Below are 20773 nucleotides of genomic sequence, written 5' to 3'. Positions count from 1 at the left end.
CGGCGTTCATCATCCGCCGCCCGACGCAAGGGAGTTGTGATGCAGGTAGCAGTGGTCACGTTCGACGGGTTCAACGAGCTCGACAGCTTCATCGCCTCGGCCCTGATCAACCGGTGCCGCAACGACGACCTGGAGGCCTTCATCACCACGCCGACGCCTACGGTCACCTCGATGAACGGCGTGCAGGTGACCGGGCAGCGCCCGATCGGCTTCGCCGCCGACGCCGACGTCGTGCTGATCGGCAGCGGCATCAGGACCCGCGACGTGGTCGCCGACGACCGGCTGATCTCTATGCTGCCGCTCGACCCCGCGCGACAGTCGATCGGCTCGCAGTGCTCCGGCGCACTGGTCCTGGCCCGTCTCGGCCTGCTGGCCGGCATTCCGACCTGCACCGACCGCACCAGCCGCCCCTTCGTCGAGGCCCGCGGCCTCACCGTGCTGGACGCGCCCTTCCACGCCGAGGGCAACATCGCCACCGCCGGCGGCTGTCTGGCCTCCCAGTACCTCGCCACCTGGGTCATCACCCGCACCCTCGGCGAGGACGCCGCCCGCGCCGTCCTCGACTACGTCGCCCCCGGCGGCGAGAACCGGGAGACCGTCGACCGAGCCCTGCACGCCATCCACACCGGCCGACCCGCCCTCCGCTGACCGCCCACGCGTCAACAACCGGTCACTCTTACGCCATGGCGGCCCGTCGGTTCGGGCCCCCACGGGCCGTCTCCTCGTCCGGTCGAGCCGATGCCCCGTGGTTCCGGCTGTCGTGCCTGCCGTCAATGTGGCTGGGCTTCCTACTCTTGCCGAGGCTATGAGCCCAGCCTCTCCAAGGGGTCGGAGAAAAAATTGATCCCCGCCAAAAAGTGCTCTCGGCGGGTTCACGAAATGGTTCACCAACCAACAGAGAAGGACGAGGCCTTGTTGTCGATCCATGACGGCAGCGTGGGCCACCACTCGCCACCCTTGAACTCGAAGACCGATCCGCTCTCGTAGGGATCCGCGTAAAGCCAGCCGACGCGGTACTGGGAACTGTCGGCCCAGCTTCTGAGCGAGGATATGTTGTCGTTCATGCCGCCGGGCACATTCGCGAAGTTGTCCTCAACACCCGTCCCGTAGGCGGCAAAGACCTGGTAGCAGTTACCCGTGTAGTTCGGCCCGGTGAAGAACTGGATGACTCCAGGCTCTCCGTAGTTGTTGCAGTTCCCGGCCGCGCTGGCGCTGGGCGCGAACGTGAGAAGACCACCCACGGCCGCCATGCCGACCATGACTGCCTTCAACCTGAGCTTCTTGACCATTCTCGACTCACCCTTTCGCAGTGGACCCGGATGTGCGCCCGAGGCTGGAGCGGCCTTCCCTCGCCCACTGCCATGCGCGGGCCGGCAGATGCCCCTCACTGACCTCGGGTTGCGGCTGTCGAAAACTCGCATCGGCGCGAGGCCGAACCCCGGCTGCGCCACGCGGAGCGGCACCCGTCCGGTGCACCGAGGAACTCTCAATGTGGCCGGTCGTCCTGCCTCTGTCGAGGCTGCCTTCGCGACCTCCCCACCGAGACCCTGCCCAACAGCGCAATATGACGGTCAATCAGTTCAAACGCCTCCCGATCGCACCGAAACCGGCGCGCCACCGGCACGGCTTCCCGCACAGGAGGCCGCTGGAGGGACACACCCTCCGCCCCGAGTCGCCGGACCGGACACGGCTGACGATCAGGTCACGCGTAGTGCCTCCACCACAGGTTCCACATCCCGTCCGACGATCGCTGGGCGCAGTAGTAGTACTGAACACCGTCGCCGTAGGGGTTGCCATACGTGTTCTGGTTTTCCTGCTGCGCAACCCAGTTGCAGGTGGACTGCGAGACGTACGCGGCCCCCGTGTAGTCGTTGACGATGATCAGACTCGGCGCCGCCGAGGCGGACCCCTGCCCCACCACGGCCAGTCCGGCTGTCGCAACCCCGGCCAGGAGGACGGCGGCCGACGTCCGCTTGATTCGATCACCCAACAAGGCACTCTCCCCTTCGATGCGGCAGGTGCTTCAGGTGCCGACGCGGAAGCTGTGCACGGTCGGCGTCAGCCACGTCTGTATGCCCGACACCTGCCAGGCGAAACGCGCCCCATCGAAGGCACCCGACTGCGACCCTCCCGACCGCGGCACCCTATCCCGGTCGTCCGAACCGGGCCGCCCGGGCGTCAGGCCGGCCCCTCCCCGGAGGTCGCGACGTGGCGGAGCGCGGCGGTGAGGTGAGTGAGGTCCTGGCCGTCGAAGTGGTCGACGAGGTGCCACCGCACGCTGACCAGGAACGCCGGCCAGGCCTGTTCCAGACGGGCGAGGCCGGCATCCGTCAGCGCGGCGTTCCACCCGCGCCCGTCCTCGGCGCTCTTGGTGCGCTCGACCCAGCCCTGCTTCTCCAGCCGGGTAACGACGCGGGTCATCCCGCTGAGCGAGATGCTGCAGGCGGCAGCGAGCTCGTTCATCCGCATCGCCCGCCCCGGCGCCTCGGACAGGTGCATCAACGGCGTGTACTCGGAGAGCGGGAGCCCGGCTTCGCGCACGATGTCGGCGTCGACCGCGCGCGGCAGGGCCAGCATGACGCGGCTCAGCTCACGCACGAACGCCTCCTCGCTCGCGGTGAGGGGCTGCGGCGGCGGCTGGTCGGAGGGCATGGCCACACCCTAACCCAAGTACTTGACGCGGCAAGCAGTTCGCTATGTACTTGTCGCGTCAAGCACTTGCTTGACGCGACAAGTACACGGCCAACTGCCCATCGGGCGAACGGAGATGATCACCATGACCAGGACCGGAAGCACCCCGCCCGACGCACACCTGTCGCCACGTCAGGTCGCCGCCGCGTTCTATGCGAGCTACAACGCGGACCTGGCCGCCGGCTTCGAGCGGTACATCGCGAAGGACCTCGCGCTCCACGGGTTCGACGGCCCCGACGAGCGCTCCGCCTGGATCGCGGGCGACCTCGAACTCAAGGCCGCCCTCACCGGCTACCGCCTGGACGTGCTCGACCAGATCGCGGAAGGCCCCAAGGTCGTCACCCGCTGGCGCCTCGGCGGCGTCCACACGGGAACGATCCTGGGCATCCCCCCGTCCGGCCACGAAGTCCACCTCAGCGGCATCTCCATCGACCGCATCGCGGACGGCCAGTCCGTCGAGCACTGGTCGGAGGGCAACTTCGGCCGCTTCCTGCAGCTCCTCCGCGGCGAGAACGCCTGACCCGACGTCACCATCACGCCCCCACAAGGAGCCCGACCATGAACCAGCCCCTCGACCGACGCACCCTGCTCGGCGCCACCCTCGCCGGCAGCGCCGCCCTCACCCTCGCGTGCGCGACCCCGTCCACCGCCGCCACCAGCGACAGCGGGACGAAGCACATCACCCGGGCGTTCTACGAGAGTTACGCCCTCCGCGACCTGCCGGCGTCCTTCGCCCGCTACATCCACCCGGACGCCGTGATGCACGTCCCCGGCTTCGACCGCCAGTCCTGGCTCGACTTCGACAGCACACTCGTCGCGGCCTTCGACGACCTCGCCATCACCGTCCTCGACCAACTCGCCGAGGCCGACAAGGTCGCGACCCGCTGGATCCTGGGCGGACACCACACCGCCCAGTTCCTCGACTTCCCCCCGACCGGCCGCTACGCGTCCTTCACCGCGACCACCGTCGACCGGATCGAGGACGGGAAGATCATCGAACACTGGGCCGACGCGGACTTCACGGCCTTCCTCCAGAGCCTGCGCGCATAGCCCTCCCGGCCGCGACGAGCAACACGGTCGAACAGGCAGAAGAGCCCGCGTCGGTCCGCATCGATACCCGGGAGCACAACATGACTCCCGGGCCCGACCCGCACAGCCGCCGACCGGCAGCCAGTCCTGTCCCGCCAGTGATGTGACGCTCGGCGAAGTCCTGGGCAGTCCCCGCATCCCTGTCGAACCCACCTGCCGCGCACACGACCGGCGAGCACCGCACCGCAGGCGTCCGACAGGAGAACCAGAGACGTCATGCCCACCAGTCACGTAACCCTGAATCATGAGATTTTGTTCTTCCCGGGCTCTGCCGTACAGTCGACAACACCGACGCGGGGTGGAGCAGCTCGGTAGCTCGCTGGGCTCATAACCCAGAGGTCGCAGGTTCAAATCCTGTCCCCGCTACCACGCAAAAAGGCCGGGCCCGACACACTCAGTGCGTCGGGCCCGGCCTTTTTGCGGACCGTCCCGGTCGCTCCAGGTCCCCACGCCTTCGACGGCGGCCGTCGGCCGGAGTCGCCGTCAGAACTGTGGCAGGCCTCAAAGTCGCAGCAGCAGCTTCTCGGCGCATGTTCCGGGCCGGACACGCCCATCAGCGCGCTTTGGAACCGGTCGCGCACCTCGAACGGGACGCGGACGTCCAGGGCCGCGCCATGCCTGGCGCCCCGTCCAACAGTGTCGCGGGCCCGGGATCGCCGGACGGCCAGGGCTCGGTGGACGACCTCGACGGCTCGGGTGAGGGGCCCCACACCTGGTTGCTTGGGCCGACTACCCTAATCTGCCCGCCGCCCTCGCAAGTGGTAGGCCCCGGCCTGTCAAGCGGCAGCTCCGCCCGGCGTGGAGGTGACCCCACGGCCAGGTGCCCGAGGGACGCGCCGTTCAGGTCCGCTCCGCCCAATTGGAGGTGCCCCGCTCCGAGACGACACCGACAGCGTGGCCAGGGATGCGCTCTACCCACGCGGAGGTCTCCGGTCCACAACGATCCCGGATCACCCGACCTCCGCCGAGCTGCCAGCGCACTCCAGCTGTCCCACGCGTGCTTCGAGTTCTGCAGGCAGGTACCAGCCTTCGATGGCCGGCGTCATGTAGAGGCGGGCCTTGAGGCCGAGGAGGAGTTGGCGGCGCCTTTCCTGGTCAGCCTGTGCCCAGGCATCGGCAAAGGTCTCGCCGGTCTCGACCTCGACCCAGGCGGAAGGGCACTGTGGGAGGGCTGCGAGGCGGCGTCGTTCGTCGACGAGGATCTCAAGGGCTTCGGAGTACTCGTCATCGCCGCCGGGGTAGTCGAACAGGTTGCGGCGCTTCTCCTCCCGGAGGTCCTTCATGGCCGCCGTGACGTGGTCGAGCTGCTCGGTGTGGTCCTCGCCGGGGATGAACCTGCGCACCGTCATGGCCAGCCCGGCCAAGCGCTCCACCAGAGCCGTGATCGCCGCGGTGACGCGCTCGCCCTTGACTGATTGCCCCTTGCAGGCGGGTTTGCCGGCCGTCTTCGCGCACCGGTAGTACTCGTAGATCTTGCCGTTCTTCGCGAGGTTCACCTGCCGGTAGAACCGGTCGCCGCAACGGTCACAGTGCGCAACGCCCAGCCAGGGCGAGGCGCCGTTCGAGCGCTCCTTCGTGACGGACCGCTCGTCCATCGCCGCCTGGACGGCGGCCCACTCCTCCTCCGTGAACAGGGGCTTGGCCATGCGGATCGGCAGGCCCTTCGCGTCGCGGGCGACCTTGCGCGCCTTCACGGAGCGACCGGTCAGCTTCAAGCCCATTGTCGCCGGCGAGCGCAGGATCTTGCCTACGCTGGTGGGGTTCCAGTGGTTCGACGGCGGCGTCTTGCGCTTGCTCGTGTAGGTGTCGCCCTGGTTCTTGTACGCGTGGGTCGCGGGAGTGTCGAAGCCGGCTGCTTCCAGGGCCGCGGCGATCATCCACTGGCTCTGGCCTTCCAGGAGGAGCTTGCCCATGTACCGGACGGCCTCGGACGTGACCGGGTCCGGCTCCAGCGTCCGCCCACCACCGGGACGGTCCACAATCCGGTACCCGTACGGCGGCTGCCCGCCCGCCCAGCGGTCCGTCTTCCGCAAGTGCTTGTGCGCGGCGGTGACGCGGGCCTTGATCCGCTTGAGCTCCATCTCCGCGAAGATCGACGCCAGCATCAGGAACACCTTCGCCAGCTCGTTCCCGAACGACGACTCACGGCCCTCGCGGTAGTCCAGGGTGATGCCGTCGTCGGTGAAGACCAGGACCTTGTGGTTCTCCTCCGCCCAGTGCGCCACGTCCGCGCAGTCCTTCGCTGACCGGAACGCCCGGTCCACCTTGGCCCACACCATCGCGTCCCACTCCGCCTGCCGCTCGGTCCAGGTCGGGGCGCTTCCACGGCGTGATCTGGGCCGAGACGTCCAGGTCCTCGAACGACCCGACGATCTCCCACTCCTTCGAGACCGCGTGCCGAGTCGCCGACTCCGCCTGCACCAGGTGCGAGACCTTGCCCTCGTCCCCGTGCGTGTCCGAGACACGCGAACCCACCACCGCCCGAACCGGCGCCGAAACCGTCATGATGCCCATGGGCCTCCCCCTACCGCCCAGGCCAGCAGGCACCCTCGAACACTTCACACTCGAACAGGTGGACCTTTTTCGAAAAGGCGTCTATTCGCTGGAGAGTAGACCTAATTGTTTCTACAAAAACCCTGGCCGGCATGGCAGTCGAGGCCTACATCGAACGCGCCGCCACCCACGCCGAGCGATGGAGCGACCACGCGCCCGTCACCGCAGTGTTCGGCCTGAACACCTAGCGGACATATCAAGCGATATTGGCAACCCCCCGCGGAGGACGGCCGGGAGAAAAAAGCTCAGCGGACCGGGCGTCTTCGACATGAAGACCGGCCTGGCCCAGGGCATCTGGGCACTGAAGTTGGCCCGGGAGTACGGCGTCCCGGTACCCACCCCACCGTCACCTTCCTCTTCAACGGAGATGAGGAGGTCGGCTCCCGCTCCTCCCGCCCGGTGATCGAGGAGGTCGCCCACCACGCCGACGCCACGCTGGTGCTGGAACCCAGCGCGCACGGCGCGGTCAAGACCGCCCGCAAGGGCAACGGCACCTTCCGCGTCACCGCCAGCGGTGTCGAGGCACACGCCGGGCTCGCGCCCCAGGACGGGGCCAGCGCCATCACTGCGCTGTCCGAGTTCGTCGTCGCCGCCGCGGCCGTTGCCGCCCCCGACAAGGGCACCACGATCAATCCCGGTCTCATCACCGGCGGCTCCGGCGCCAACGTCGTCGCCGGGATGGCCACCGCGAGCGTCAACATCCGGGTCAGCAACGAGGGACTGCCGGTGCTGTGCGGCATGGGCGCGGTCGGCGACGGTGCCCATGCCCAGGGCGAGTTCATCTACCCGGACACCGTTCCCACGCAGACAGCCCTGGTCGCGGGCCTGCTGGGCCGACTGGCAGAACCGCTGCACGGCTGAGACACCGATCGGCGGTCGGCTCCTCGGGACGCGGGCAGCGGACCGGGCCCGCGTGCCGACTCCTGAGAGCCTCGGCGGCCCGAGCCGGCGGCGAACCCGCCGGCTCGGGCCCGCCGGGCTGGTCAGATCCAGCCGCGGCGGGTGGCCTGGATGCCGAGCTGGAAGCGGGTCCGGGCACCGAGTACTTCCTGGAGTCGGGTGATGCGGCGGGCCACCGTGCGTTCACTGACGCCGAGTTCGCGGGCGATGGCCGCGTCGGTCAGGCCGCCGCTGAGGTACGTCAGGAGCTGTCGGGCCTCCGTCGTGGGGCCCGGACCGGCCTCGCTCCCCGGCCCGCCCCGTGCGGACAGCGGGACGGCCATCTGCCAGAACGACTCGAAGAGGTCGATCAGACCGTAGAGGAGGTCCGACCGCTGCACCACGATGTTGTGACGGCTGTTGGAGCCTCGCGCGGGCGCGCTGACCACGGCGAAGCGGTCGTCGCAGATGCCCAGGTTCAGCGGAACGCCGGGGAACGCGCGGGCGTGCTCCCCGAGTTCGATGGAGGTGCGGACGGCCTCCCAGCCTCGCGCGTCGCCCAGCACCTGGGCGCCGTAGACGACCGAGCAGCGCACACCGCGCTTCAGGGCCCCGGCGAAGCCGTCGGCGATCGCCGGGGCGGCCAACGGCGCGGCCGGTTCCACGTAGCCGATGGTCAGGGCGCGGACCTGTTCGGTGGCCATGTCGTAGAGGCGCTGGGCGCTGGCCTCGCGTGCCGCCCGCGTCTTGAGGACCTCCAGGTAGCCGGCCCCCTCGGCGTGGTGGTCGCGCCAGAAGCGGGCGAGCTGCTCGGCGCTGTCCCGCAGCGCATCGAGTTCCTTGGCACGGCTCTCCACGAGGCCGTCGAGCGCGACGCGCGGCGAGAGGGCGACGAGCCGCCCGTCGTCGGACTCCACGAGTCCGACGACGGTCAGTTCTCCGATCGCCGGGTCCAGTTCGTGCGGGGCCGCCCCGAGGGCGCCCGACAACTCGGCCGCGGTCACCGCGCCTCGCTGGACGAGGACGCGGTACGCGTCCGCGGCCGCCTCACTGAAACCTGCGCCCTCCGGTGAATACACATACATATCATCGCATATCACCTCCCCAGAGTTCGATCGCATGGACCACTGACACGTTGAGCCCTGTTTCGGCAGGTCGCTTCTCCAGGTCAGCGGTCATGAAGCCGAAGAAGGTTCGACGCCGGTGCGAGCAAAAAAGGTGTCAAGTTCCTGCCAACGCCGGATTTCGACAACCGGAACGCTTTCCGCGACGGCGGCGCGTCCACAGACTCTGAGCACGGCACAGCCGACCGCCAACACGTACCAGACCCTGGCGTCGGCTCCAGTACAGCAAGGAGCTCCCCGTGAAGAAGACCCTGGCCTGGGCCCTCACCGCCGTGACGGCCGCCACCTGCGCTCTCGGCGCCACCGTTCCGGCCGCGGCAGCCGAAGGCGCGCCCGTCACCGCCTCGGTGTCCACCACCAAGCCCGACACCTCCGGCCTCTCCCCGGAGACCAGGGCGATCGCCGACGCCTACCTGGCCCTGCTGCCCGCCGACTGGCAGGACCGCCTGCAGGCCGCCGCCGCCAAGTACGGCATCCACGACAGCCAGTTGACCGGGATACGCAACGGCGTCATCAACCCGGGCGACTACCAGTGCCGGCCCTCGGGCCTGACCACCTACGTCCGGAGCCAGGTGGCGAAGGCCAAGGACCCCTACATCTTCTTCATGCTCGCGGGCATGCTCGACCTGCCCACCTACGACGCCATCCTGTTCGGCAGCGAGTCGAGGTCCAACAGCTTCGGTGTCAACGGCGAATACACCCACCAGCTCACGTCCGAGATGAAGGACCTGAAGAAGTTCTGGGACATCCCCTCCGGCGACATCCAGCTCATCCCGATGCACGGCGCCGATCTCTTCTCCTCCCCGGAGCGCCTGGCCCGCCTCTTCGTAGCCCTGTACGGCACGCCCGCGGACACCAGCCGGACCCTCGCCGACCTGGTCATCCGGCTCATCGGCTCCGAGCCCAGCCTCGAACACGGCGCCAGCCCGCTCTTCACCCTCAACGCGCTCGCCTTCAGCGATTCCCAGGAAGCGGATCCGCTCGGCGTCTCCGACCGCATCATCGTGGGCGACGGCGTCCTGCAGGGCATGGCGTCCCTCGGCCTCGGCGACACCGCCCCGCGCGCCATCCTCGCCCACGAGTTCGGCCACCAGGTGCAGTTCGCGGACGGCCTGCTCAAGAACACGACGCTCACCGGGCCGGAGTCCAGCCGGCGCGCCGAGCTGATGGCCGACGCCTTCGGCACCTACTACCTCACGCACTCACGAGGCGAGGCCCTCAACGCCAAGCGGGTACTGGACTCCGAGAAGTCCTTCTACGACGTCGGCGACTGCGACTACACCGGCGACACCCACCACGGCACGCCCAATCAGCGGTTCGCGGCCTCCTCCTGGGGTGCGAGCGTCGCCGACACCGCCGCCAACCAGGGCCACATCCTGCCGTCGATGAAGCTCGATGGGCTGTTCGAGGCGAAGCTCCCCGACATCGTCAAGCCCGACGCGGCCGGCTGAGCCTGCTGGGACTGATCGTCGGATCGTTCGGCGTCCGCCGCGCACGAGAGCGGCGAAAGGTCTTCTCGTAGCGGGTCGCGATCCCGCCGCTGGGGGCCGGGCCACGTTGCCGTGGCCCGGCCCCCTCCTCATGGCGTCGACCTCGTCACCGAGGTACGGCAACGTCCCCGGTTGCGCGGCCGGGGGCGGCCGGTGCACAGCCGGGGAAGGTCGCGTACGGCCGGTGCGCAGCCTTTCGGCCTCGCGCACCGGCCGCCCGCACACCTGGGACGACGTCCTCGGGTCGTCAGTTCGACGCGTCCGGCTTCACGAGGTCGGGGAGCTTCGCCTCGAACAGCCCGTCGAGCTTCATCGACGGCAGGATGTGGCCCTGGTTGGCTGCGGTGTCGGCGACGCTCGCACCCCAGGAGGAGGCGGCGAACCGCTGGTTGGGCGTGCCGTGGTGCCCGTTGCTGGTGAAGCCGCAGTCGCCGACCTGGTAGAAGGACTTCTCGGAGTCCAGCACGCGCTTGGCGTTGAGGGCCTCGCCGCGCGAGTGGGTGAGGAAGTACGTGCCGAACGCGTCCGCCATCAGCTCGGTGCGCCGGGTGGCCTCCGGCCCGGTGAGCGTGGTGTTGTCGAACAGGCCGTCCGCGTACTGCACCTGGTGGCCGAACTCGTGGGCGAGGATGGCGCGCGGGGCGGTGTCGCCGAGGCCGACGGCCTTCATGCCCTGCAGGACGCCGTCGCCCACGATGATGCGGTCGGAGACGCCCAGCGGCTGCCGGCTGTTCTTGTCGGAGTAGGCGAACGCGTTGAAGGTGAACATCGGGTTGGAGCCGCCCTGCAGCACGGGCTCGTAGTTGACCAGCACGATGATCAACTGGGCCAGGCCGAGGTAGTCCTCGACCGTGCCGCCGTACATTGCGGCCAGGACGCGGGCGGTCCGCTCCGGGGAGGAGAAGACGTCGGGGCCGTGCATCGGCATGACCTGGATGCCGGTGGAGGGGATGTCCCAGAAGCGCTTCAGGTCCTTGGCCTCGGACGTCAGCTGGTGGGTGTACTCGCCGTCGACACCGAAGGTGTCGGACTTCGATTCGCTGCCGAACAGCAGCGCGTCATAGGTGGGCAGGTCGAACGCGCCCAGGAGGTAGAGGAAGAACACCAGGGCGGGCTGATCGGCGCCGGCCAGCAGGGTGTCCGTGTAGGCCGAGAGCACCGTGTCCTGGCACTGGTAGTCGCCCGGGTTGATGGCACTGTTGAGGGCGTCCGCCCACTGGGTGTCGGCTATGCCGTACTTGGCGGCGGTGGCCGCGCGGCGCGCCTGCCAGTCGGCCGGCAGCTTGGCCAGGATCTCGTCGACGAGGGCCTTCGTCTTCGGGTCGAGCTTGGAGGTGTCGATCGCGGCGCCGAGGGACGAGGCGGTGGCGACGGTGGCCTTCGTTCCGTCCGCGGCCGCCGCCGGCAGGTCGGCGCCGAGGGTGCAGGTGGCCGCGGTCACGAGGGTGACGGCCCAGGCGATGCTCTTCTTCACAGTCAACTCCCTTGATCTGGTGGAACCGGGGCGCCCCACCGTTCCGCGTGGGACGGGGGGGCGGTCGGTGTGCTGCAGACCAGAGTCTGTAGAGAACGGGCCCTCCGGAGAAGCCGTCCGTCCTGTCGGAAACCGGCATTGACCGGAACGTGACAGGCGCCGCACACCTCCGGGTTCGCCCGACGTAACGGTCCGCTGCTTGACGGTCCGTCACACGAGCGAGCGTGAAGCCGGGCCGGGGCGCGGTGCCGACCGGTGGTCGGTCCGCCCTCCGGCCCGGCTCTCAGCCTGCGTGCCCGCAGCGCTCGGTGTCGATCTCGGCGAGGGTCGCCTCGTTGTAGCGGGCCCCGTGCACGGTCGAGGCGTTCAGCACCCGTCCTGCCGCGTCGAGAGCCTCGTCGGACACGTCGACGTCGAGCGCGGACAGGTTCTCCCGCAGGTGGGTCACCGACCGGGTCCCCGGGATGGCGATGACATGCGGCCCCCGGGAGACGACCCAGGCCAGGGCCAGCTGCGCGAGGGTGAGTCCGGCGCCCTCGGCGATCTGCGCCAGCTCGCTCCGCAGGGCCAGGTTGGCGGGGTAGTGGCGGGCGTCGAAGCGGGGCATCCCGCCGCGGATGTCACCGTCCGGGAGGCTGCCGGCCTCCGGAGGAACCGACGTGAGGAAGCCGCGGGCCAGCGGGCTGAACGCCACCAGGGCGACGCCGAGTTCACGGGCCGCCGCCAGGGTGCCCTGCTCGGGGTTGCGCGACCAGAGACTGTACTCGTTCTGCAGGGCGGCGATCGGATGCACGGCGTAAGCCCGGCGCAGCGTCCCGGCGGATGCCTCGGAGAGCCCGAGCGCGCGCACCTTCCCGGCCTCGACGAGCTCGGCCATCGCCCCGACGCTCTCCTCGACCGGTACCCGTCGGTCGACCCGGTGGAGGTAGTAGAGGTCGATGACGTCGACGCGCATCCGGGTCAGCGCCCGGTCGGCGGTGCGCCGAATCGTCTCGGGCCGGCCGTCGATGACGCGCCGGCCGTCGACGCCGGTCATCCCGCACTTGCTCGCCAGGACGATCCGGTCCCGGTCGCCGGCGAGCACGCGGCCGAGCAGCTCCTCGTTGGCGCCGAAGCCGTAGAGGGCGGCGGTGTCGAAGAGCGTGACGCCCTCGTCCAGAGCCGTGCGGAGCAGGTGCTCGGCGGCCTCCGGCGTGGGAGGGACGCCGTAGGCGTGGCTGACGTTCATGCAGCCCAGGCCGATCGCAGGGACCTCGAAGGGTCCGAGCCGCCGCAACACGCGGCGGCCCGGACCCGAAGTCTTCCCCGCGGTCACGACGCGGCAGCCGCGAGCTGCTCCTCGAGGGCAGCCAGCGTCCGGTAGCAGTTCAGCACCTGGGCGATGGACGCGTTCGGCTCGCGGCCCTCGCGGATGGCGGCGACGAACTCGCGGTCCTGCAGCTCGATGCCGTCCATCGAGACGTCGACCCCGCTCACGTCGATCGGCACGTCCTTGCCGGTGAACAGGTCGTCGTAACGTGCGAGGTAGGTGCCGGTGTCGCCGATGTAGCGGAAGAAGGTGCCCAGCGGACCGTCGTTGTTGAAGGACAGCGACAGCGTGCAGATGGCCCCGTTCTCCGCGCGCAGCTGGATGGACATGTCCATCGCGATGCCCAGTTCGGGGTGGATCGGCCCCTGGATCGCGTTGGCCTGCACGATCGGCGAGCCGGCCTGGTAGGCGAACAGGTCGACGGTGTGCGCGGCGTGGTGCCACAGCAGGTGGTCGGTCCAGGAACGTGCCTGGCCCAGTGCGTTGAGGTTCTCGCGGCGGAAGAAGTAGGTCTGCACGTCCATCTGCTGGATCCGGTAGTCCCCGGCCTGGATCCGCTGCCGCACCCACTGGTGGCTGGGGTTGAATCGCCGGGTGTGTCCCACCATGGCGACCAGCCCGGTGCGTCGCTGCGCGGCGTCGCAGGCCTCGGCGTCTGCCAGCGAGTCGGCCAGCGGGATCTCGACCTGGACGTGCTTGCCCGCATCCAGACAGGCCAGGGTCTGCCCGGCATGCATCTGGGTCGGCGTCGCGAGGATCACCGCGTCGATGTCGTCCATCGCCAGCACCTCCTCCAGCGTGGCGACGGCGCGGCCCACGGCCTGCTCCTCGGCGAACCGCCGCGCCTTCTCCAGACTGCTGCTGACCACAGCGGTCACCTCGACGCCCTTGATCCGGCGCAACGCGGCTGCGTGCTTGGCGCCGAAGGCGCCGCCGCCGACCAGGGCGATCCGGACGGTCTGCTCGTCGGTCATGTCGTCACTCCTTCACGGCGGGCGTCTCGCCCGCCGGGTGGTTCTCAAGGATCAGGTGGCCGACGGCGGTGTTGGACGCCGGCACGTGGTAGAAGCGGTGCTTGACCTCTGTACGGCCCGAGCCGTCGACATCGCTCATCGCCCCTCGGGCGATCAGCCACATGACCAGCTCGATCCCCTCGGAGCCGGCCTCCTCGACGTACTCCAGGTGCGGCACCTGGGCCAGGCCCTGCGGATCCGCGATCAGCCGGTCCAGGAAGGCGTTGTCCCACTCCCGGTTGATCAGGCCGGCGCGCGGCCCCTGGAGCTGGTGGCTCATGCCACCGGTGCCCCACACCTGGACCTTCAGCGGCCTGTCGTAGGACTCGATCGCCCTGCGCAGCGCCTGGCCGAGCCGGAAGCACCGCGCGCCCGAGGGCACCGGGTACTGCACCACGTTGACGTGGAACGGGATCACCTTGCACGGCCACCGCTCGACGTCGCCGAACATCAACGACAGCGGGACGGTCAACCCGTGATCGACGGTCATCTCGTTGGCGAGGGTGAGGTCGAAGTCGTCGCGGATCAGTGAGTGCGCGATGTGCGCCGCCAGCTCCGGATCGCCCTCGATCCCGGGGACCGGCCTGGGTCCGTAGCCCTCGTCGGCGGTCGGGTAGGCCGCGCCGGTGCCGAGCACGAAGGTCGGGATCATCGACAGGTCGAAGGTGGAGGCGTGGTCGTTGTAGACCAGGAAGATCACGTCGGGGGCGTTGTCCCGTTCCCACTGCTTGGAGAACTCGTAGCCCTCGAAGACCGGCCGCCAGTAGGGCTCCTCGGTCTTGTGGTGGTCCATCGCCGCGCCGATCGCCGGCACGTGCGAGGTGAAGACGGCGCCGGTGATCGTGGCGTGCTCGGCCGGCGGCGTCCGGTCGGCGTGGGCCGCTTCGAGGACGGCGTGGTCGATCCGGTTGCCCTCGACGGAGCGGCCGCCGGCGACCATCATGTCGCGGTAGTCCTGCTCGGTCATGCCGGTCATCGAGCCGGCCATCTGCTGGAACGACAGCCCCAGCGTCGCGCCCCACTTGGCGAGGAAGTAGATGTTGCCGCCCTCGCGTATCGCGGCGTTGAGGTCGCGGTCGAGCAGCGCCTGCTTCTGTTCCTCCCGCAGTGGCCACGCGTCCAGGTAGGCGCGCTCGTCGGCGAGGTAGCGGTCCCGGTTCTCGGCCGTCATCAAGGACATGCAGAACTGGTTGAGGTGGTAGCCCTTGGCGGACTGCTCGGCGTCGAAGATGGTCGTCCCCGGGACCAGCTTGTAGCTCTTGTCCAGCGACATGGGTGGGTCCTCCGTTCGTGGGACGGTTCAGTCCGATTCGGGCCAGTACAGACGCATCGGGTTGTCGACGAGGAGTCTGTGCTGCAGCTCCGGCGTCGGCGCGATGTGCGGCACGAAGTCGACGAGCAGGCCGTCGTCGGGCATGTGGTCGGTGAGGTTCGGGTGCGGCCAGTCGGTGCCCCACAACACCCGGTCGGGGAACTCCTCGACCACGCGCCGGGCGAACGGGACGACGTCGCGGTAGGCCGTCCGCTCCCCGTCGAGGGCCGGCGGGCCGCTCACCGACAACCGCTCCGGGCAGGTGACCTTGCACCAGATGTCGGGCCGGGCCCGCATGAAGTCCAGGAACGCCTCGAACTCCGGGCCGTGCGGGTCCTTGGCGACATCGGGCCGGCCCATGTGGTCGACGACCAGCGGCACCGGGATCGAGAGGAGGAACTCGCGCAGGTCGGCGAGGTCGGCCGCCTCGAAGTAGACGACGACGTGCCAGCCGTACGGTCTGATCCGCTCGACGACGTCCCACAGGTCCTGCTGCGGCGCCGCGTCGACGAGCCGCTTGACGAAGTTGAACCGCACGCCGCGCACACCGGCCTCGTGCAGTTCCCGCACCTGCGCGTCGGGGATCCCGGGGCGCACCGTCGCCACACCGCGGGCCAGGCCCCCCGATGCCCGCAGGGCGTCGACCATGGCGCTGTTGTCGGCGCCGTGGCAGGTCGCCTGGACCACGATGGTGCGGGCGAAGCCCAGATGGTCGCGCAGCTCGAAGAGCTGGTCCCTGGACGCGTCGCACGGGGTGTACTTGCGTTCGGGGGCGTACGGGAACTCCGCACCCGGCCCGAAGACGTGGCAGTGCGCGTCGACGGCGCCCGCGGGCAGCCGGAACTCCGGGCGGCTCGGGCCGGCGTGCCAGTCCAGCCAGCCGGGGGTCTTCTCGAAGGTCGTCGTCATCCTCAGTCCTCGTACCGCAGCCCGAGCGCGGCCAGCGGGCCGCGCATGTCGTAGATGTCCAGGCCGAGTTCGCCCGCGCGGAACCTCGCGCGCTTGCCCGCCTCGCCCGCCTCGCGCCTGGCCGCCGCCTCGGCGACCTGGGCGGCCCGCTCGCGCGGCACGACGACGACGCCGTCGCCGTCCGCGACGACGACGTCGCCGGGCCGGACCAGGGCGTTGGCGCAGACCACCGGCACGTTGACCGAGCCGAGGGTGGCCTTGACCGTGCCCTTGGCGTTGATCGCCCGTGCGAAGACCGGGAAGTCCATGTCCTCGAGGTCGGCCACGTCGCGCACGCCGCCGTCGATCACCAGGCCCCGGCACCCCCGGGCGCGGAAGGAGGTGGCGAGCAGATCGCCGAAGAAACCGTCCTCGCTCTCGGTCGTGCAGGCGGCGACGACGACGTCGCCCTCGCGGATCTGCTCCGCGGCGACGTGCAGCATCCAGTTGTCGCCGGGCTGCAGCAGGACGGTCACCGCCGTGCCGCACAGCCGGGCCTTGGGGTAGACCGGGCGCAGGTAGGGGCGCATCAGTCCGACCCGGCCCATCGCCTCGTGGATCGTCGCGACGCCGAACTCCGACAGCGCGGCGACCGTCTCGGGGTCGGCGCGGGTGATCGACGTGTGGACGATGCCGATCTCGGTGTGTTCCATGCCTTCTTCTCCTGGGTTCAGCGGCCGGCTGCGGCGAGGCGCGCGGCGAGGCGGGGGTAGACGCGCAGGGCGTTGCCGGCGTAGACGGCCGCCCGCTCCTCGTCCGAGAGGTTCGGCGTCGCGTCGACGTACCGCTTCGTGTCGTCGAAGTGGTGACCGGTGCGCGGGTCGATGTCGCGGACCGCGCCGATCATCTCGCTGGCGAAGAGGACCGACCGGCTGGGGATCACCCGGGTCAGCAGGTCGACGCCGGGCTGGTGGTAGACGCAGGTGTCGAAGAAGACGTTGTCCAGCAGCGTCTCGGGATCAGGCTTGCCGAGCGCCATCGCCAGTCCGCGGAACCTTCCCCAGTGGTAGGGCACCGCGCCGCCGCCGTGCGGGATCACGAACCGCAGCGTCGGGAAGTCGGCGAACAGGTCGCCCTGGACCAGCTGCATGAACGCCGTGGTGTCGGCGTTGAGGTAGTGGGCACCGGTGGTGTGGAACGCCGGGTTGCACGACGTGCTGACGTGGATCATGGCAGGGATGTCGTACTCGGCCATCGCCTCGTAGACCGGGTACCAGCTGCGGTCGGTCAACGGCGGTGCGGTCCACCGGCCGCCCGACGGGTCGGGGTTGAGGTTGACCGTGACCGCACCGAGCTCCTCGACGGCGCGGCGCAGCTCGGGCAGACAGGTGGCGGGGTCGGCTCCGGGCGACTGCGGGAGCATCGCGCCCATCGCGAAGCGGTCGGGGTAGAGCGTGCTGACGCGGTGGACCAGGTCGTTGCAGATCCGCGCCCACACCGAGGAGACCGCGAAGTCGCCGATGTGATGGGCCATGAAGCTGGCCCGCGGGGAGAAGATCGTCAGGTCGCTGCCGCGCTCGTCCATGAGCCGCAGCTGGTTGCCCTCGATCGCCTGGCGCAGGTCGTCGTCGGTGATGACCAGGTCGTCGGGGTCGGGTGCGTCGCCGGCGGAGCCGGCCGCCGCCACCTGCCGGTCCCGCCACTGCGCCAACTGCGGCGGTGCGGTGGTGAAGTGGCCGTGACAGTCGATGATCATGTGTGCTCTCCTGAAAGGCGTCCGGGTCAGTACCGGGTGGCGGTGGGCCAGCCGGTGTACTGCTCGGCGAGGAAGGTGCGGCCGGCCCGGGTGCCCACCGCGTTGTCGAGCTCGCCGAGCTGACGCCGCAGGTCGAACGGCGTGTCGCCGGGCGCGGTGTGCAGCAGCCGGGTCATCCAGTACGAGAAGTTCTGTGCCCGCCAGACCCGTTGGAGGGCGCGCGGCTGGTAGTCGTCCAGCGCGGCCGCACCCTCGCTGCCGAGCGCCCGCAGCAGGACACCGGCGAGCACCTTCACGTCGTGCAGCGCCAGGTTCAGCCCGCGGGCGCCGGTCGGCGGTACGGTGTGCGCGGCATCGCCCGCCAGCGCCATCGAGCCCCAGCGCATCGGCTCCTGCACGAACGAGCGGAACCGCAGCACCGTCTTCTCCAGGATCGGCCCCTCGTTGAGCCGGAAACCGTCCTCGCCGGCCACCCGGGCCTGGAGCGTCTCCCAGATGCGGTCGTCCGACCAGGCCTCCACGGGCTCATCGGGGGCGCACTGGAAGTACATCCGCTGCACGCGCGGGGTGCGCTGGCTGATCAGCGCGAACCCGTGCTCGGAGTGGGCGTAGACCAGCTCGGGTGCGCTCATCGGCGCCTCGGCCATGATGCCGAACCACGCGAACGGGTACTCCTTGCCGTAGCGCACCCGCCGGTCCTCGGGCACCAGGTCGCGGCACATGCTGCGCGACCCGTCCGCACCGACCACGTACCGCGCCCGGACTTCGTGGCGGGTCCCGTCGGGCGCGGTCCAGCGGACCCGGGGAGCGTCGGTCGTCACGTCGAGGACCTCGGTCTCCCTGACACCGAAGTGGACCGTGCCGCCGTCGCGTTCCCGGGCGTCGGCCAGGTCGATGAACACGTCGGTCTGCGGGTAGAGCCACACCGACGCGCCGACCAGCTTCTTGAAGTCGATGCGGTACGGCCGGCCGCCGAACCGGAGCTCGACGCCCTCGTGCTCGTGACCGTCGAGCAGGATCCGCTCGGAGACACCGGTCTCCACCAGGTCCCGGGCCGCGTCGGCTTCGAGGATGCCGGCCCGGTGTGTCGTCTCGATCTCGTGCCGGGTGCGGGTGTCGAGCACGATCGTCTCGACTCCGGCGCGCCCGAGCAGATGGGCGAGCATCAGTCCGGCTGGGCCGGCACCGACAACGGCGACTGGGACCGAGGCGACGGTGTCGACGATGGCATCGGCCATGGCATCTCCTGAACGGTGGCGCGGGGGTTTCGAAGGTTTCGAACTCCCCGAACGCTCGCACCCGGACCCTCGACCGGTCGCCCTCCTTTCCGTCAGGCGGAAACCTCCCCGGATTTCAGACCGTCGTCCGGGCCCGTCTGCCGAGCTCCTCGGAGATCCCCCGCACGGCCCTCAGCAGCGGCTCGCGCAGCCCGCGCGCCCGGCTCTCGCCGCGCGCCGCGACGACGATCCCCAAGGCGGCGCTCACCGGGCCGGCCCGGCCGATCCGCACCGGCGCGGCCACCGCGACGGAGCGCTCCGAGAGCTGCCGGTCACTGACGAAGACCTGCTCGCGGCGTATCCGGTCCAGCTGTGCCCGCAGCGCCTTCGGCTCGGTGACGGTGTGCGGAGTCCAGGCCCGCAGCGGCGATCCGAGCACCTCCTCCTGGATCTCCCGGGGCGCGTGCGCCAGCAGCACCCGCCCCATCCCGGTGGAGACGATGGGGAACCGGGACCCGACCATCGTGACCACCTCCACCGATCGATGCCCCGCGATCCGTTCCACGAAGACCAGCTCCGTGCCCTCGCGCACCGCGAGCTGGACGTTCTCATGGGTCGCCTCGTAGAGGTCCTGCATGAACGGCAGCGCCGAATCGCGCAGGATCTGGGTCCGCGGGCACCCCGAGGCGATCTCCCACAGGCGCAGCCCGATGTGCCACGACCCGTCCTCCGCGCGCTCAAGCGCTCCCCATCCCGCCAACTCCGTGATCACTCGGTGCGCAGTGCTCACGGCCATGCCCGTACGCTGGGCGATCTCCGACAGCGTCTGCGACGGGTGCTCACGATCGAAGGCCGAGAGGACCTCAAGGACCTTTCCGGCTGCCGTACTCCGGGTTGCGCTCATCCGGCCAGTGTCGCAGAGCGACGTCGAGCCGCCCGGGCGCGCGTCGCACCAGTCGTACCATCTGCCGAACTCAAGGAGTCAATGTGAACCAGGAGATCTCCGGGCTGTCCTCGATGGCGACACGGCCGATCCTGACCGACCTTTCCGAACACATCCGACACACCCGCGGCACCCCCGTGCGCTTCGAGTCCGCCGGCGGGGTCGAGATCGCGCGGCGGGTGCGCGAGGGTGCCGAGGCCGATCTGCTCGTCCTCGCCGAGGGAGCACTGGCCGAACTGGAGAAGGAAGGGCACGTCTTGGGGGGCACGGCGCGCCCGCTGTGGGTCTCCCAGGTCGTCGCCGCCGTACCGGACGGAACGCCGGTTCCGGCATTCGATTCGGTGTCCGACCTGCGAGCCGCTCTCCTGTCCGCGGAGAGGATCGCGTACTCCACCGGTCCCAGCGGGACGGCTCTCGTCGGACTGATCACCCGGCTGGGGCTTGCCGACACGCTTTCGGACCGGCTCGTCCAGGCACCAGCGGGGGTGCCTGCCGGTAGCCTGCTCTCGTCCGGCCGGGCCGACCTGGCCTTCCAGCAGCGCAGCGAGCTGATGGACCTGCCGGGCATCGTCGTCGTCGGCCCGCTGCCAGGCGACACCGAGATCAACTCGGTCTTCAGTGGGGCTGTCCTGGCTTCCTCCGTCCAACCGGACCGTGCCCGCGAAGTCCTCGACGTCCTCGGTTCCGACATGGCGTCGGGGATCGTCCGTTCCAGGGGCATGCGGGCGCTCGGGCACCAGGGCTGACACGGCGCCCCGGAAGCAGCGGCCGGGGCTCGGCGGACGGTCGCCCGGCCGCCGACCCTGGTCTTCTTATGACAACGGCATTGACGTTTCGTTTCGCCCCCGGTTTCATGACTCGCACTTCCCCCCATCCCCACCCCACCCCCACCCCCAAGGCGGTGATCCGTTGGCATCGACGGTGAAGGACACGGGCAGCAGCCCGAGAGCGGACGCGCGAGGCTCCCACGTCGCGATGCGGCAGTCGATCGGCCTGCTGGACGGAGTGGCGATCGCCGCCTCCAGCACGGCCGCC

At 69.9% G+C, this 20773-nt stretch carries 19 protein-coding genes, 1 tRNA gene and 2 pseudogenes; 8 read left to right on the top strand and 14 right to left on the bottom strand.

The genetic code is table 11. The annotated features are described in order from the left end of the window. Positions 1 to 39: 39 nt before the first annotated feature. Positions 40 to 648, top strand: coding sequence for a DJ-1/PfpI family protein (locus ACIRRH_RS40820; RefSeq protein WP_403078105.1), 609 nt, complete (start codon positions 40 to 42; stop codon positions 646 to 648). 236 nt (positions 649 to 884) lie between these two features. Here the strand turns inward: ACIRRH_RS40820 and ACIRRH_RS40815 are convergent, their stop codons facing one another. The 3 genes from ACIRRH_RS40815 to ACIRRH_RS40805 all read right to left on the bottom strand — a co-directional run bounded on the left by ACIRRH_RS40815 (position 885) and on the right by ACIRRH_RS40805 (position 2652). After that, a complete protein-coding gene (locus ACIRRH_RS40815; protein ID WP_403078102.1) occupies positions 885 to 1289 on the bottom strand; it encodes a hypothetical protein in 405 nt (134 codons plus the stop codon). A gap of 413 nt (positions 1290 to 1702) precedes the next feature. Then, the gene (locus ACIRRH_RS40810; protein ID WP_403078100.1) at positions 1703 to 1990 is read right to left on the bottom strand and encodes a hypothetical protein; all 288 of its coding nucleotides are present in this window, start codon (positions 1988 to 1990) and stop codon (positions 1703 to 1705) included. A gap of 188 nt (positions 1991 to 2178) precedes the next feature. Next, positions 2179 to 2652: a MarR family winged helix-turn-helix transcriptional regulator gene (locus ACIRRH_RS40805; protein ID WP_403078097.1), complete on the bottom strand. Its 474-nt coding sequence runs from the start codon at positions 2650 to 2652 to the stop codon at positions 2179 to 2181. A gap of 124 nt (positions 2653 to 2776) precedes the next feature. Here ACIRRH_RS40805 and ACIRRH_RS40800 point away from each other — a divergent pair, with 124 nt between their 5' ends. The 3 genes from ACIRRH_RS40800 to ACIRRH_RS40790 all read left to right on the top strand — a co-directional run bounded on the left by ACIRRH_RS40800 (position 2777) and on the right by ACIRRH_RS40790 (position 4149). Then, on the top strand, positions 2777 to 3211 hold the full coding sequence (locus ACIRRH_RS40800) for an ester cyclase (protein WP_403078095.1): 435 nt from the start codon (positions 2777 to 2779) through the stop codon (positions 3209 to 3211). Positions 3212 to 3249: 38 nt separating this feature from the next. Further along, the gene (locus ACIRRH_RS40795) at positions 3250 to 3741 is read left to right on the top strand and encodes an ester cyclase (protein WP_403078092.1); all 492 of its coding nucleotides are present in this window, start codon (positions 3250 to 3252) and stop codon (positions 3739 to 3741) included. Between the two features lie 331 nt (positions 3742 to 4072). Then, positions 4073 to 4149: transfer RNA gene (locus tag ACIRRH_RS40790), tRNA-Met, on the top strand. Positions 4150 to 4730: 581 nt separating this feature from the next. Here the strand turns inward: ACIRRH_RS40790 and ACIRRH_RS40785 are convergent. Continuing rightward, on the bottom strand, positions 4731 to 6245 hold the full coding sequence (locus ACIRRH_RS40785) for a recombinase family protein (protein WP_403078089.1): 1515 nt from the start codon (positions 6243 to 6245) through the stop codon (positions 4731 to 4733). Positions 6246 to 6383: 138 nt separating this feature from the next. Between ACIRRH_RS40785 and ACIRRH_RS40780 the strand changes: the two are divergent. Both ACIRRH_RS40780 and ACIRRH_RS40775 read left to right on the top strand, forming a co-directional pair. Beyond that, a pseudogene (locus tag ACIRRH_RS40780) lies at positions 6384 to 6521 on the top strand (exodeoxyribonuclease III); the annotation flags it as partial. Continuing rightward, positions 6517 to 7194, top strand: a pseudogene (locus tag ACIRRH_RS40775) (M20/M25/M40 family metallo-hydrolase); the annotation flags it as partial. The pseudogenes ACIRRH_RS40780 and ACIRRH_RS40775, both read left to right, overlap by 5 nt. Positions 7195 to 7316: 122 nt before the next feature. Here the strand turns inward: ACIRRH_RS40775 and ACIRRH_RS40770 are convergent. Beyond that, positions 7317 to 8291: a LuxR C-terminal-related transcriptional regulator gene (locus tag ACIRRH_RS40770; protein WP_403078087.1), complete on the bottom strand. Its 975-nt coding sequence runs from the start codon at positions 8289 to 8291 to the stop codon at positions 7317 to 7319. Between the two features lie 284 nt (positions 8292 to 8575). On the opposite strand from ACIRRH_RS40770, the gene ACIRRH_RS40765 reads away from it, so the two are divergent. Continuing rightward, positions 8576 to 9787, top strand: a complete 1212-nt coding sequence (locus ACIRRH_RS40765; RefSeq protein ID WP_403078084.1) for a hypothetical protein — start codon at positions 8576 to 8578, stop codon at positions 9785 to 9787. 286 nt (positions 9788 to 10073) lie between these two features. On the opposite strand, the gene ACIRRH_RS40760 is transcribed toward ACIRRH_RS40765, so the two are convergent. The 9 genes from ACIRRH_RS40760 to ACIRRH_RS40720 form a co-directional block, all read right to left on the bottom strand. Beyond that, a complete protein-coding gene (locus tag ACIRRH_RS40760) occupies positions 10074 to 11300 on the bottom strand; it encodes a hypothetical protein (RefSeq protein WP_403078081.1) in 1227 nt (408 codons plus the stop codon). A gap of 283 nt (positions 11301 to 11583) precedes the next feature. After that, positions 11584 to 12615, bottom strand: a complete 1032-nt coding sequence (locus tag ACIRRH_RS40755) for an aldo/keto reductase (protein ID WP_403078080.1) — start codon at positions 12613 to 12615, stop codon at positions 11584 to 11586. After that, a complete protein-coding gene (locus ACIRRH_RS40750) occupies positions 12612 to 13583 on the bottom strand; it encodes a Gfo/Idh/MocA family oxidoreductase (protein WP_403078078.1) in 972 nt (323 codons plus the stop codon). Before ACIRRH_RS40750 ends, ACIRRH_RS40755 begins: the two co-directional genes overlap by 4 nt. A 4-nt stretch (positions 13584 to 13587) precedes the next feature. Next, on the bottom strand, positions 13588 to 14895 hold the full coding sequence (gene ligA, locus ACIRRH_RS40745; protein WP_403078076.1) for a protocatechuate 4,5-dioxygenase subunit alpha: 1308 nt from the start codon (positions 14893 to 14895) through the stop codon (positions 13588 to 13590). A 27-nt stretch (positions 14896 to 14922) separates the two neighbouring features. Next, positions 14923 to 15843, bottom strand: coding sequence for an amidohydrolase family protein (locus ACIRRH_RS40740; RefSeq protein WP_403078073.1), 921 nt, complete (start codon positions 15841 to 15843; stop codon positions 14923 to 14925). Between the two features lie 2 nt (positions 15844 to 15845). Further along, positions 15846 to 16535: a 4-carboxy-4-hydroxy-2-oxoadipate aldolase/oxaloacetate decarboxylase gene (gene ligK / locus ACIRRH_RS40735; RefSeq protein WP_403078070.1), complete on the bottom strand. Its 690-nt coding sequence runs from the start codon at positions 16533 to 16535 to the stop codon at positions 15846 to 15848. Positions 16536 to 16552: 17 nt separating this feature from the next. Further along, positions 16553 to 17578 carry an amidohydrolase family protein gene (locus ACIRRH_RS40730; RefSeq protein WP_403078067.1) on the bottom strand — a complete coding sequence of 342 codons (1026 nt, stop codon included), beginning with the start codon at positions 17576 to 17578 and terminating at the stop codon, positions 16553 to 16555. A 26-nt stretch (positions 17579 to 17604) separates the two neighbouring features. Beyond that, on the bottom strand, positions 17605 to 18816 hold the full coding sequence (locus ACIRRH_RS40725) for a 4-hydroxybenzoate 3-monooxygenase (RefSeq protein WP_403078064.1): 1212 nt from the start codon (positions 18814 to 18816) through the stop codon (positions 17605 to 17607). A 115-nt stretch (positions 18817 to 18931) separates the two neighbouring features. Continuing rightward, positions 18932 to 19699, bottom strand: coding sequence for an IclR family transcriptional regulator (locus tag ACIRRH_RS40720; protein WP_403078061.1), 768 nt, complete (start codon positions 19697 to 19699; stop codon positions 18932 to 18934). Positions 19700 to 19782: 83 nt separating this feature from the next. Here ACIRRH_RS40720 and ACIRRH_RS40715 point away from each other — a divergent pair, with 83 nt between their 5' ends. Then, the gene (locus tag ACIRRH_RS40715; RefSeq protein WP_403078058.1) at positions 19783 to 20484 is read left to right on the top strand and encodes a substrate-binding domain-containing protein; all 702 of its coding nucleotides are present in this window, start codon (positions 19783 to 19785) and stop codon (positions 20482 to 20484) included. The last annotated feature ends 289 nt before the right edge of the window (positions 20485 to 20773 follow it).

Source organism: Kitasatospora sp. NPDC101235 (genome assembly GCF_044767505.1).
Classification (GTDB): Bacteria; Actinomycetota; Actinomycetes; order Streptomycetales; family Streptomycetaceae; genus Kitasatospora.
This window is presented reverse-complemented; position numbering and strand designations above follow the sequence as displayed.